Below are 12,575 nucleotides of genomic sequence, written 5' to 3'. Positions count from 1 at the left end.
CTGAATGCCCCGGAGCTGCTGCCTCTGGTCTACGCCGGCATCCAGTTTGTCGATGGTATGCAGAAACCTGTCAGGCCGAAGGAGGCCGCTGCCTGATTCCATTTACACACCTATTGACAAGACCTCTTCCTCATTCGTGACGCGTGTACGCGTCACGTATCCCACGTTCCCCCTTCCTTGAAAAGCTGGTTCATGATCTCGTTTTTCTTCTGGGGATCCCGCTCGTACTTGAGCGCCTTGGTGTAGTTGTCGATCGCGGTCTGCACCTTCCCGCGACAGGCGTACACTTTCGCGACGCCCAGGTACGCGCGCGCATTCTCGGGATCGGCTTTCAATGCCCGGTTGAAGGCGTCCATCGCGTCCCCCAGGTTTCCTTTTTCAAACAGCATCCAGCCGATCGCGACGCGAGGGGGCGCGAAATCCGGATTGGCCTGGACCGCCGCTTCATATTCCTTCAGCGCCAGATCTTTCCGTCCCCGGCTTTCGTACAAACCGCCCAGCGCGTAACGCACCTCCGAGTCCTGGGGATTCAGGCGAACGGCCTCCTTGTACTCCAACAGCGCCGCCTCCGTTTTGCCTTGCTCCAAGAGCGCGCAGGCGAGATTCGCATGGGCGATCGCGTCGTTCGGATTCAGGCGGATCACTTCACGATACTGGGGAATCGCCATTTCGAGCCGGCCCTGTTCTTGATAGGCCACACCCAGGTTGGTCCGGGCCGGGATGTAGGTCGGGTCCAGCTTGACGGCTTCGCGGTACTCCTTGATCGCCAATTCCGGGCGGTCCGCGCGCTCGTGAATCTGCGCGAGAAAATAGTGCGGATAGGCGGAGAGCGGATCGAGCCGCATGGCTTCCTTGTAACAATCCACCGACTGCTCGGATTTGCCCGACTGGGCGAGAAACAAACCCATGACCAAATGGACAAGGGCGTTGTCCGGATGCCGGGCCCGCAAGTCCTCCATCCAGGCTCGGATCACCTCGATGTCCTCGCTTTCCTGCAACGCTTTGGCGTGAATCTTCCAGGCCTCCGCGAACTGCCCTCTGATAAGATGCACGACGTTGAGAGCGAAGTACGGCCGCGGCTCGCGCCGGTCCGCGGGCACCGTCTGCGCCCACGCCGTCGCTTCCCGGAACGCCGCGTCCCAGTCACCCTGCAGAAGGGCGCCTTCGATCCGAACCGCGTAGTCCGACATGCTCAATGGTGCCTCTTGTCCTTCTGGTGCTTGCCCGGCGGCGCCGTCTCCGGCAGGTCGATCCCGACGAAATGGCGGTAGACCAGCTCGCCTCCGTACCAGCCCTGCACCCCGGTCAGCGCCGCGCCGATCACATTGACGATCACCGGGAGCGCGACGGAGCCGGAGGCCGGGAGATCGCCCCCGTTCCGCACCGCCAGATTCAACCCTTGGATGACCAGCAAACCGATTCCGAAGATGAGATGCGACAGGGCCGGGTGCCTGGCGGCCGCCGTCCGCTCCCTGATGATCGCCAGAAAATCGGGAAACCCGGTGGCAGCGGCGCCCAGGTGCGTCACCACCCCGAACACCAACGCCCAGTAAGCGGCGCGAAACCAGAAGGCGTCGCGGAGCAGAAGATAGAGGACATCGCACACAAGCGCCGAGGAGTACAGCCCGATGGGAAATCCCACCATCATGGCGTGAATCGGATGCCCGCGGAACTGCAGCCGGCTTTTCATGTTCCGTCACTCCGGGCGTGCTCTATCGGGTGAGCGTGTCCTCCACGTCAGGCGGTGTCGCCTGCACCAGATCGCCCAGTGTCGGGTAACGCTGGGCGAGTTTCCGCTTCATCGACCAGGCGATGGTCCGGTACGACCAGTGTCCCTTCACGCCCGATCGGAGCCTGGCGATGTACTCCGCCTCCGCGAAGTCCATCTTAAACAGACAGCGGACCCTGAAGCCGAAGGGAATCGCATAGAGCGCGGCTTCCTGGCTGGTTTTGCGCAACCGCTCGATGTCGGATTTCACGGCGTCCATGGCGTCCTGATAGTCCCGCTCGAGCCCGGCTTGGACGAGCGCGGCCGGGACGTCGTATCCGTGGACGGTCGTGAAGTTCTGCTGGACCTGCTGGCAACGCCGGTGCCGGTGCAGGTCCCGCCAGCCCCCGATGTCCATGAGGATGTCGAAGATGAACGCGTACCCGCTTCGGAACTCCTTGATCAGTTCGTCATAGGGCCCGCGCTTCCGCAGCGCGACTTCGACCGTGTCCCGCTTCTGCTTCTCGGTCCACTCGCGGACGACGGCGAGGATGTTCCGATACGGCGCCTGCGTCACGCGATAGAACAGCGTCGCGACCAGTTCGTCCAGGGGGTGATGAGGCTCAATGAGGTCCACCGACTCCTCGACCCCCTGGCCTTCCAGTCTCGTGGTCGCCTTCACCACGTCCGGATGATCGGGAAGCCCGGTCCCTTTCAGCACTTCGCGCGCGTGCCGCGCCAGGTCCGCGTACACCTCGGCCTGATACGGACTCGCCTTGGCATGCCGCGCGAGCGTCGGCGCCAGGGGCTCGGCCGGGCCGGCCGTCTGCCCCGAAAGCTCGGCCCAAAGGTCGACAGGAGGACGCTGGCAGGCTTCTTTCAGTTCTTCCCCGATCGCCCGCAGCTCCGGCAACTGGGAGGAGAGCAGCCGCGTAATCTGTTTTTCGAGCGTCCTGATGCTCACCACCTGGCCGACGTTGGTGCGGGCCGCCAGCGGCAGGAGGTAGCGTGTCACGTCGAACGCACGGGCCGCGATCGTCCGCTGGTATTGCGCCGGCGTCATGGATTCAGGGCGGGGCTCGCGCTCGGACAGAAACCGCACCAGCGGCTCATGCAGCGTGCGGTAGACGTTGGCCAGGCTGCGAAGAATGCCGTGATAGGTCCCTTCCGTTTCGGTACCGCGCACGGAGTCCGGCACGTACCACGCGCTGGAGGCGAAGTTCTGGTAACGACTGGACTTGGCTTGACCGTCCCATAGCGGTTCGTCCTCGAGTCGGATCGCCGCGAGTTCCGAGATGTGTTCGAAACAGACGATGGCGTGCCCCAGATCGGCGATCGAGGCGTGCCCGTAATCGAAATAGAACTGCTCCCAGAACTTCTCGGAGGAATGCGTATGGACCCAGCGGATGCTGTCCTCGATCGAATCCGGCGAGCGGCTGTAGCGGGCCAGCGCGTAGGCGGATTTCTCCGGCGGCATGGGCGCCACCGCGATCACGCGGCGCTGGGGACCTTCCGTCCTCATCTCCTCTCAGTTCCTATGGCGTAAATGGTCATTGACGACCGTGTCATTGGTCAACAGTCAGCGGTCAATGATTCAGACGGTGGCGACCCGTTCTTCCCAACCATTGCCCTCCGGTTACCATGCGTTCCCAAACAGCAGCCAGGCAGCCCCCAGTGCGAGCGCGGTGTTGGCCGCCGTGGCAAGAAAATAGACCGCGACGGGGCGCCACCCGACCTCGGCAAACTCCGCGAAAGACAGCTCTAACCCGATGCACACGAAGGCCGCGGTCAAAAACCAATTCCGCAGCGGGACGATCGCGTCTTTGACTTGCTCCGGCGCGAGGAGCCCGAAGGTGGCGAGCGCCGAGGCGATCACAAAGCCCAGCACGAATTTCGGAAACCTGGTCCAGATCTCGCGTGGACTGGGTCGCTGGTCCGGGCGCCGTTCGATGACGACGACCCAGTACAGCGCTAAAAAGAACGCGGCAAACCCGATGAGGGCGTTCTGGGACAGTTTGACGACCGACGCGACCTTCATCGCGGCTTCGCTGTGGATCGCCCCGGCTCCGACCACGGCGGCGGTCGTGTCGATGTTGCCGCCGATCCACGCGCCGGCTACGTCTGCAGAGAGATCCAGCGCTTTCGCCGCATAGGGCTGGAGCAGCATGAGCGGCAGCGCAAACAGGATCACCAGCGTCGCCACGTAGGCCAGGTGTTCCTTCTTCGCCAGAACCGCGCCCGCGGCGGCGATGGCGGCGGACACTCCGCAAATCGAGACGGAGGCGGCCATCAGCGCGCGCAGCTTGGCATCGAGCCGGAACCATGCGGCCAGATACCACGTCAGGAAGAAGACCGCCGTCACGACCAGCACCGCCTGAATCAGGCCCTTGGCGCCGATGCGCAAGACATCCGCAAAGTTGATCGTGGCGCCCATCAGGACAAGGCCCGTTTTCAAGAAAAACTCCGTTCCGATCACGGCGCTGACGCGGTCGCGGATGCCGGCGGTCGTGATCGCCAGATTCGCCGCGAGCCCGAGCGTCACGGCCCACAAAGGATATTCCAACAGCTCCCGGCCGAGCCACACCTTGCTCGCCTGAGCCAGCCGGTTGGCGATCACCGCCAGCACGACGACGAGGAGAAACGAAAACGCGGCGGCGATCCACTGGGTTCCCGCCGTAGTCCGATACGCAGCTCCCGAATCTTCCCTCATCATCGACGATCACCACGGAACGTGAGCGATCAGCCCTGTCCCCACCAAGGCCACCAATCCCAATCCGATGGCGACCGCGAGCCAGTCTTCGCTCATCTCTGCTTCAAGTTGAACGTGAACAGCCGGCAGCTTCAGCTTAACGGTGCGCCGCACTATAACGCCAGCGGCCTGTCGCTGCAAGGAGGCAGCGTGGCCCAGCGGTCAATCGTCAATGGGCACAGGACCATCGCTGTCGTCCATCACCGTTGGCCATTGACTCATGACCGTTGACCAAGGCCATGCAGGCGCGTTGACTTGCCTCGAACGCCGCCGCTATAGTCGCGCTGCCAGGCGATAGGCGAGAGATGAAGGAACGGGTATGATTCGAGGGATCAAGGGCGTCAAGGATATCCTCCCGGACGAGACCGCGCGCTGGCAGTTCGTCGAACAACACGCCCGCCGCATTGCGGGACTCTACGGCTATCGGGAGATCCGCATCCCGGTCTTCGAAACGACGGAACTCTTCGCCCGGAGCATCGGAGCGGCGACCGATATCGTCGAAAAAGAGATGTATACCTTTCAGGACCGCGATGGAACGTCGCTGACCCTGCGCCCTGAAGGAACCGCCGGAGCCGTCCGGGCGTACATCGAACACAACCTGGCCGCCGACCCCCTTCCCCAGAAGCTGTTTTACCTGGGGCCGATGTTCCGGCATGAGCGCCCGCAAGCCGGACGGCTCCGGCAGTTTCACCAGTTCGGCGTGGAGTTCTTCGGCACGGCGGATCCCCGCGCCGACGTCGAGGTCATCGCGTTGCTGTGGCGATTTCTTTCCGGGCTCGCTCTCCCGGATCTGACGCTGGAGATCAACAGTCTGGGACTCGCCGAGGACAGGCCGGCCTATAAGGCTCTGCTACTCGGGTTCCTCCAAGAGCGCGTATCCCGACTCTGCCCGAACTGCCGGCGGCGCATGGAGGCGAATCCCCTCCGCGTCCTCGACTGCAAGGTCCCCGAGTGCCGTGCGGCGACCGAGGACGCCCCGCGGCTGACGGATCACCTGTCACCGGAGGCTCGCCGCCACTTCGATCATGTTCTCGGAGGCTTATCGCTGATCGGCGTTCCCTATCAGCTCAACCCTCGCCTCGTCCGTGGACTCGACTACTATACCTTGACGGCCTTCGAGGTCACCTCTTCGCAGCTTGGCGCGCAAAACGCCGTCGGAGCTGGTGGTCGCTACGACGGCTTAGTAGAAGCGCTCGGCGGCCCGAAGACTCCGGCCATCGGATTCGCCGTCGGGTTGGAACGAGTGACGCTGATGTTGCCTCAAGAGAGCATGCCTTCGGTTCTGCGCCCTGTGTATATCGCCGCCTTCGGCGAACGCGGGTCCTCCGCAGGTCTCGCCCTTGTCGAGGAACTACGGGCACTCGGTGTCCCGACCGAGATCGACTACAGGGCTACCTCGCTCAAAGCTCACCTGCGACAGGCCGACCGACTGCGGTCGGTCTATTCGGTCATCCTGGGCGACGAAGAGGTCTCGAAAGACTCTCTCGTCCTTCGCAATATGGACACCAAGCAACAGGAGGATATCCCTTTGAAGGGCGCAGCACGGACGATCGCATCGCGCTATAGCCCGGCTGGAGGGCGTGGTTTTTCCGGTTGACTTTTGTGTCTAAAACTCGTAATCTTCTGTTGTTTGATTTGTTTTTGTAAGACATTGATTTTTAAAGTACTTATTTGATTATTCCCCCTGTGAATTGTCATGCAGAAAAAGAAACTCGGTATCTTGCTGTCCACGCCGCAATCGCATCCCAGCGTGGACACTGTCGCCGCCCTATCCTCTGAAGCGTTGACTCAGCAAATCGATGTGTATCTCTATCTCATTGACGAGGGTGTGAAGAATTTGCGCGATCCGCGGCTGGTCGACTTAGCTCATCGCGGCGCCAAGCTCTTCGTGTGCGCCTATGGCTGCCAACAGCACGGGGTATCAACCGAGAGGCTCGATCCCGCCATCTCCTTGTGCGGACTCGTTGTGCTGTCGAACATGATTGCTGGTTGCGACCGGTTCCTGGCATTTAACTGACCCCTGGACGTCCAGGTCTCGATGCCCTCTAGCGTTGCCGTTGTAATCCGCGCAAACCCCACAAAGACGCATCGCGCGGTCGAAGCGCTTCGTATCGCTCTGGGCTTGAGCGCCGGCGAGCATTCCGTGACCGTCTTCCTCCTCGGGCAGGCTCCTCTGCTGCTCACCCAAGACCTCGATCACGTCATCGATGCGGACATTCTTGAAAAATACCTCCCTTCGTTGCAGCAGTTGAGCGTTCCTTTTGTCATGGCTGCGGGAACCGGGTCCTCGTTCCGCATGACCCCTGGTTTTCATGTTCATGAAGAGCAGGCGGGCACCATAGCCAAGCGTATCGCGTCATCCGACCGGGCACTGGTGTTCTCCTGAGGAGAACGGTTGTGCGGAAGGTCCTCTATCTCATCAGACGATCTTCGCTCGACGACGCAGAGGTTTCGCTTCTTTGCCCCGACCAGGCAGCAAGCGACATGGACGTGACGGCGGTTCTTCTGGAAGGGACGGAGGTTTGCCCTATTCAGGCACAGCATACGCTGAAGCTGGATGTGGATGGAAAGGGGACCGGCGAAACGAGCCGTGGCGTGTCGGCGATTTCTTATGCGGACCTGATTGGGCGAGTGTTTGAATCGGACACGGTCATAGTTTTGTGAAGACTTCTCCTACTTTCTTTTAAACAGGGCGTATAAGACGAGAATCTGTAAGAGGAATGCTAGGAGTAAGGCGTGTGGAGATTGTGTATTAGTAGAAGCGATTGAAAATTCTATAAATTCAGGTGTTTGATGGAGTGGATGGAACTGGGGAAAACCTCGTGGAAAGGGTGTCTGGAATGGGCGGGGAACGGGTGGACGGGGACGGGTAGATGGCCTGGAATGCGCCGACCGTCTATGGGAACCACCGAGACATTTCCGTGTTATCCACAGGTGTGAATAAGGCTGTGTATAGGTTAGAGGTCGCTGAGATGAGTGTCCAGGCCATTTGGGATCGGGTGTTGGCTTTTGTTTCGGAAAAGGTTCCGAAGCAGGTTTTCGATACATGGTTCGCGCCGATTCGTCTGCAGGGTATCGACGACTCTGGCGCGAAGATCGCTGTGCCGAACCGGTTCTTCGCGGACTGGCTGACTCAGCATTACCGCGATCTCTTGACGGAAGGGCTGTCCCGAGCGAACGGAGGAGGGACCATGGATGTCGCGTTTGTGGTGGACAGAAAGGCGGAGGCTCGGGCGGAGGAGGGAACAGCGTCGCCCGGCAGCGGGCGATCGCAGACGGCCGCTCGGCCCAGGCGGGGGATTCAATTGAATCCCAAGTACACGTTTACCAGCTTCGTCGTCGGCGCAGGAAATCAGTTCGCCCATGCCGCCTGTATGGCCGTGGCCGAGCAGCCCGCGAAGGCGTACAACCCGCTCTTTATCTACGGAGGCGTGGGGCTCGGGAAAACCCATCTCTTGAACGCGATCGGGAATCACGTCGCGGACCACACGGACCTCCGGATCGCCTATGTGACGACGGAGCAGTTCACTAATGAGGTCATCAACTCGATCCGGTACGACAAGATGATCGACCTCCGGAAGCGATATCGGAACATCGACATGTTGATGATCGACGATATTCAGTTCCTGGCCGGGAAAGAGCGCACGCAGGAGGAGTTCTTCCACACCTTCAATGCGCTCTACGAGGCGAGGAAACAGATCGTGCTGTCGAGCGACCGGTTCCCGAAGGACATGCCGGACATCGAAGAGAGGCTCCGGTCCCGGTTCGAGTGGGGGCTGATCGCGGATCTGCAGCCGCCGGACGTGGAGACGCGGATCGCCATTCTGCGCAAGAAGTCCGAAGACGAGGGCATCGTCCTGCCGGAAGACGTCATCCACTTCCTGGCCACCACGATGAAGAACAACATCCGCGAACTGGAAGGCTCGCTGGTCCGGCTGGGCGCGTACTCGTCGCTGACGGGGCAGGCCATTACGCTGGAGATGGCGAAGAACGTCCTGCGGGACCTGATCGGCGACAAGAAGAAGATCATCGTGCTGGACGACATACAGGAAGCCGTGAGCGCCCGGTTCCACGTCAAGATCAGCGATCTCAAGTCGCGGCGACGCAGTAAGACGCTCGTGCATCCGAGACAGATCGCGATGTACCTCTGCCGGGAATTGACGGACGCTTCGTTCCCGGAGATCGGCCGCCACTTCGGCGGCAAAGACCACACGACGATCATCCACGCATGCAAGCAGATCGCCAAGGCGCGGGAGGCCGACAGCGCGCTCAACACCACATTGGAAAGTCTGAAAGAGCAGATCCTGCGGGGGTAAAGCTCGAGTCGGAGGGAGCGGGTATGAAAGTTCGGATCGGGCGTGATGAACTGCTGATCGGCTTACAGCGCGTGCAGGGGGTGGTGGAGAAGCGCAACACCATGCCCATCCTGTCCAATATTCTCCTGGAAGCCAAGCACGAAGGGACGGAGATCGTCGCCACCGACCTGGAGATCGGGATGCGGGGCCTGTACAAAGCGACCGTGCTGGAGCCCGGAGGCGTCACGCTCTCGGCGCGTAAACTCTACGAGATTATCAAGGAGTTGCCGGAAGGCGACGTCGAAATGACCTCCGCCGACAATAACTGGACGACGATCCAGGCCGGCAAGAGCCAGTTCAAGATCGTGGGACTGCCGAGCGGCGACTATCCGGCCCTGCCGGTGATCGAGCGCGAAGGGTTGACGCCGCTGGCCGGCGCGGGCTTCCTGGAGTTGATCCGCAAGACGTTGTTTGCCGCCGGAGACAACGACGCGCGTTACATCTTGAACGGCTTGCTGGTCACGCTGGCCGCGACCGACAAGAAGACCGTGCTCCGGCTGGTCGGGACGGACGGACATCGGCTGGCCGTGGCCGAGCAGGAAGTCGGCAAGCCCGGCAGCAAAGACGCGCCGAAAGAAATCAAGGCCATCATCCCCAAAAAGGCCGCCCAGGAGATACGCCGTCTGCTGGAAGAAGGCGGCGACGAAGAGCCGTTGATCGGGTTCACCAAGAATCTGATGATCTTTCGGAAGAGCGGGCTGCTCCTGACGTCACGGTTGATGGAGGGCAACTACCCCAACTATCAGCAGGTCGTCCCCAAGGAGAGCAACAGGCGCATCGCCGTGAATCGCGGCGAGTTGGAAAGCGCGCTGCGCCGGGTCTCCGTCCTGTCGCGCGACAAAGCCAACGCGGTGAGGCTGTCCTTTGCGCCGGGGAGGATGACGCTGTTTTCGAGCAATCCGGATTACGGCGAAGCGACCGAAGAGTTGGCCGCCCGCTACGAGGGCGAGCCGCTGACCACCGGATTCAACGCGCGCTATCTGCTGGATGTCTTCGGCGTGATGGACGGGGAAACCGTCACCCTCCAGATGGAGACGCCGCTCAGCCCCTGTCTGATCCAGGAGCCGGAGACGCCGGGATTCAAGTGCGTGGTGATGCCGGTTAAGATTTGAGTGCGTCAACGGTCAATGGTCAAGCGTCAACCGTTTGCGGGGCGGGTCCCGGGAACCGGCGTCCTGCGGTTGACGAATGACGATAGACCGATGACGCTTTTTTGAAGACGGGAGACGGATGGCGACGAAAGAGTCAGACGAGACCGCCGAGAAGCCGCGCCAGGGCAAGCCGGACAGTTACAGCGCCGACCAGATCAAGGTCCTGGAAGGCCTCGACGCCGTCCGCAAGCGGCCCGCGATGTATATCGGCAGCACGGGGCCCGACGGGTTGCATCACCTGGTCTATGAGGTCGTCGACAACAGCGTCGACGAGCACATGGCCGGGTTCGGCGAGACGATCGACGTCACGATCCACATCGACGGCAGCGTGACCGTCGTGGACAACGGGCGCGGCATTCCGACCGGCATGCATCCGACGCAGAAGAAGTCGGCGGCGGAAGTCGCGCTGACGATGCTCCATGCGGGGGGCAAGTTCGAACAGGGGGCCTACACCGTATCCGGCGGCCTGCACGGCGTCGGCATCTCCGTGGTCAACGCCCTCTCCGAGTGGCTGGAGCTCGAAATCTGGCAGGACAGTCAGGTCTTCGAGCAGCGCTACGAGCGCGGCAAGCCGACGGCGCCGTTGAAAGTCACCGGCAAGACGAAACGGCGCGGCACCATGGTCACCTTCAAGCCGGACCCCCAGATCTTCGAAACGACCGACTTCAGCTTCGACGTGCTGGCCCAGCGGCTGCGCGAGCTGGCCTTCCTCAACAAAGGGCTCGCGATCACGCTCAAGGACGAGCGGAAGGAGCCGGTCAAGGAGCAGACCTTCCGGTACAAGGGCGGGATCGTCTCCTTCGTCGAGCACCTCAACGAAGCCAAGACGCCGCTGCACAAGCCCATCTACATCAATGTCGAGAAGCCCGACATGATCCTGGAAGTGGCGCTCCAGTTCAACGACGGGTATGCGGAAAACCTGTTCTCGTTCGCGAACAACATCAACACCCGCGAAGGCGGCACCCACCTGGTCGGATTCAAAGCGGCGCTGACCCGCACCATCAACAACTACGCCGGCGCGCACGACCTGCTGAAAAAGGAAGTCGAATCGCTCACGGGCGACGATGTGCGCGAAGGGTTGACGGCCGTCGTCAGCGTGAAGTTGCGGAACCCGCAGTTCGAAGGCCAGACCAAGGCGAAGCTCGGCAACAGCGAGGTGAAGGGCATCGTGGAGGCGGCAGTCAACGAGGCGTTGGGGACGTATTTCGAGGAAAACCCGACGATCGCCCGCAAGATCGTCGGCAAGGCGATCGACGCGGCCCGGGCGCGCGAGGCGGCCCGCAAAGCGAAAGAGTTGATCCGCCGCAAGAGTGCGCTCGACGGAGGCTCGCTGCCCGGCAAGCTGGCTGACTGCGCGGAGAAGGACCCGGCGCAGAGCGAACTGTTCATCGTCGAGGGCGACTCGGCCGGCGGCTCGGCCAAGCAGGGACGCGACCGCAAGTTCCAGGCCATCCTGCCGCTGAAAGGCAAGATCCTCAACGTCGAGAAAGCCCGATTCGACAAGATGCTCTCGAGTGACGAGATCCGCACCTTGATCATGGCGCTGGGCACCGGCATCGGCCGCAAGCGCGAAGACGCAGAGAGCGAGAAAGGGAAGGACGACAAGGAAGCCTTCGACATCGCGAAAGCCCGATACCACAAGATCATCCTGATGACCGACGCGGACGTGGACGGCAGCCACATCCGCACCCTGCTCCTCACCTTCTTTTTCCGCCAGATGCCGGAATTGATCGAGCGCGGCTACATCTACATCGCGCAGCCGCCGCTGTTCAAGGTGAAGAAAGGCAAGACCGAACGCTATCTGAAGGACGAGGCGGCGTTGAACGAGTATCTGGCCGACCTGGCCATCGAGGATGTCGAACTATACATGGACAGCTCCCAGGCCTTTGTCACCGGCCGCCGGCTGCTGCCGATTTTGAAAAAGCTGATCGCGTTCGAAAGCCTGCTCGGCCGCTTGAACAAGAAGCACCACGAGGCGAATATTCTCCGCGCGTTCGTGGACGAACCCGGACTGGATCGCGATCTGTTGAAGAACCAGGCGGCGCTCAAGAAGGTCGTGGCGAGCGTCAAGAAGACGCTCGCGCTCGCCTATCCCAAAGCCGCGCCCACGATCGACATCGTCGAGGACGAAGAACACCAGTCCAACAAGGTCATCACCCGGATTCAGACCAACGGGATGGTGCACAGCCTGGATGTGACGCACGAACTGGTCGGCTCGGCCGACTTCCGCGAGCTGCAGAAACTCGCGCCCTCCGCGATCGGGCTCGGCCGGGCCCCGTACAAGCTCAAGGCCAAGGGAGCCGAGACGCAGCACCCCGACACGTCGCAGTTGGTTCAGGCGATCCTGGAACACGGGAAACAGGGGTTGACCATCCAACGCTACAAGGGGTTGGGCGAGATGAATCCCGAACAGCTCTGGGAGACGACCATGAACCCGGAGACGCGCACGCTGCTCCAGGTGAAGCTGGAGGACATCACCGGCGTGGACGAAATCTTCACGATTCTGATGGGCGACGAAGTCGAACCGCGGCGGAATTTCATCCAAGAGCACGCGCTCGAAGTGCGCAACTTGGATGTATAAACGTTATTCGTGAATCGTGAACCGTAGAGAA

Annotated in this window: 12 protein-coding genes; 7 read left to right on the top strand and 5 right to left on the bottom strand. The window is 61.5% G+C overall.

Going from position 1 to position 12,575, the window contains the following annotated elements:
- Positions 1-152: 152 nt before the first annotated feature.
- From AB1555_11680 to AB1555_11660, 5 genes are all read right to left on the bottom strand, one after another.
- Entirely contained in the window at positions 153-1,190 is a 1,038-nt protein-coding gene (locus tag AB1555_11680) for a tetratricopeptide repeat protein (GenBank protein ID MEW6247351.1), read from the bottom strand.
- Positions 1,191-1,192: 2 nt separating this feature from the next.
- Positions 1,193-1,690 (bottom strand): DUF2231 domain-containing protein, encoded by a 498-nt coding sequence (locus AB1555_11675; GenBank protein MEW6247350.1) that lies wholly within the window; start codon positions 1,688-1,690, stop codon positions 1,193-1,195.
- Between the two features lie 22 nt (positions 1,691-1,712).
- Positions 1,713-3,230: an FAD-dependent thymidylate synthase gene (locus AB1555_11670; GenBank protein ID MEW6247349.1), complete on the bottom strand. Its 1,518-nt coding sequence runs from the start codon at positions 3,228-3,230 to the stop codon at positions 1,713-1,715.
- Positions 3,231-3,344: 114 nt separating this feature from the next.
- Positions 3,345-4,421 carry a putative sulfate exporter family transporter gene (locus AB1555_11665; protein MEW6247348.1) on the bottom strand — a complete coding sequence of 359 codons (1,077 nt, stop codon included), beginning with the start codon at positions 4,419-4,421 and terminating at the stop codon, positions 3,345-3,347.
- A 6-nt stretch (positions 4,422-4,427) separates the two neighbouring features.
- The gene (locus AB1555_11660) at positions 4,428-4,571 is read right to left on the bottom strand and encodes a hypothetical protein (GenBank protein MEW6247347.1); all 144 of its coding nucleotides are present in this window, start codon (positions 4,569-4,571) and stop codon (positions 4,428-4,430) included.
- Positions 4,572-4,776: 205 nt separating this feature from the next.
- On the opposite strand from AB1555_11660, the gene hisS reads away from it, so the two are divergent.
- From hisS to gyrB, 7 genes are all read left to right on the top strand, one after another.
- A complete protein-coding gene (gene hisS / locus AB1555_11655; protein ID MEW6247346.1) occupies positions 4,777-6,054 on the top strand; it encodes a histidine--tRNA ligase in 1,278 nt (425 codons plus the stop codon).
- 99 nt (positions 6,055-6,153) lie between these two features.
- Positions 6,154-6,474 carry a DsrE family protein gene (locus tag AB1555_11650; protein MEW6247345.1) on the top strand — a complete coding sequence of 107 codons (321 nt, stop codon included), beginning with the start codon at positions 6,154-6,156 and terminating at the stop codon, positions 6,472-6,474.
- 21 nt (positions 6,475-6,495) lie between these two features.
- Positions 6,496-6,843 (top strand): DsrE family protein, encoded by a 348-nt coding sequence (locus tag AB1555_11645; protein ID MEW6247344.1) that lies wholly within the window; start codon positions 6,496-6,498, stop codon positions 6,841-6,843.
- Positions 6,844-6,854: 11 nt separating this feature from the next.
- Positions 6,855-7,121, top strand: a complete 267-nt coding sequence (locus AB1555_11640) for a hypothetical protein (protein ID MEW6247343.1) — start codon at positions 6,855-6,857, stop codon at positions 7,119-7,121.
- A 308-nt stretch (positions 7,122-7,429) separates the two neighbouring features.
- A complete protein-coding gene (gene dnaA, locus AB1555_11635) occupies positions 7,430-8,773 on the top strand; it encodes a chromosomal replication initiator protein DnaA (protein ID MEW6247342.1) in 1,344 nt (447 codons plus the stop codon).
- Between the two features lie 23 nt (positions 8,774-8,796).
- Positions 8,797-9,924 carry a DNA polymerase III subunit beta gene (dnaN, locus tag AB1555_11630; protein ID MEW6247341.1) on the top strand — a complete coding sequence of 376 codons (1,128 nt, stop codon included), beginning with the start codon at positions 8,797-8,799 and terminating at the stop codon, positions 9,922-9,924.
- A gap of 118 nt (positions 9,925-10,042) precedes the next feature.
- Positions 10,043-12,544 carry a DNA topoisomerase (ATP-hydrolyzing) subunit B gene (gyrB, locus tag AB1555_11625; protein ID MEW6247340.1) on the top strand — a complete coding sequence of 834 codons (2,502 nt, stop codon included), beginning with the start codon at positions 10,043-10,045 and terminating at the stop codon, positions 12,542-12,544.
- The last annotated feature ends 31 nt before the right edge of the window (positions 12,545-12,575 follow it).

The sequence above is a fragment of the Nitrospirota bacterium genome, from assembly GCA_040755395.1.
Lineage (GTDB): Bacteria > Nitrospirota > Nitrospiria > Nitrospirales > Nitrospiraceae > DATLZU01.
This window is presented reverse-complemented; position numbering and strand designations above follow the sequence as displayed.

Bases quoted from the DNA above. Each gene is read 5' to 3' on its own strand.
- gyrB (MEW6247340.1), top strand. From the start codon at position 10,043: ATGGCGACGAAAGAGTCAGACGAGACCGCCGAGAAGCCGCGCCAGGGC.
- AB1555_11650 (MEW6247345.1), top strand. From the start codon at position 6,154: ATGCAGAAAAAGAAACTCGGTATCTTGCTGTCCACGCCGCAATCGCAT.
- AB1555_11665 (MEW6247348.1), bottom strand. From the start codon at position 4,421: ATGATGAGGGAAGATTCGGGAGCTGCGTATCGGACTACGGCGGGAACC.
- AB1555_11675 (MEW6247350.1), bottom strand. From the start codon at position 1,690: ATGAAAAGCCGGCTGCAGTTCCGCGGGCATCCGATTCACGCCATGATG.
- dnaA (MEW6247342.1), top strand. From the start codon at position 7,430: ATGAGTGTCCAGGCCATTTGGGATCGGGTGTTGGCTTTTGTTTCGGAA.
- hisS (MEW6247346.1), top strand. From the start codon at position 4,777: ATGATTCGAGGGATCAAGGGCGTCAAGGATATCCTCCCGGACGAGACC.
- AB1555_11645 (MEW6247344.1), top strand. From the start codon at position 6,496: ATGCCCTCTAGCGTTGCCGTTGTAATCCGCGCAAACCCCACAAAGACG.
- AB1555_11680 (MEW6247351.1), bottom strand. From the start codon at position 1,190: ATGTCGGACTACGCGGTTCGGATCGAAGGCGCCCTTCTGCAGGGTGAC.
- AB1555_11670 (MEW6247349.1), bottom strand. From the start codon at position 3,230: ATGAGGACGGAAGGTCCCCAGCGCCGCGTGATCGCGGTGGCGCCCATG.
- dnaN (MEW6247341.1), top strand. From the start codon at position 8,797: ATGAAAGTTCGGATCGGGCGTGATGAACTGCTGATCGGCTTACAGCGC.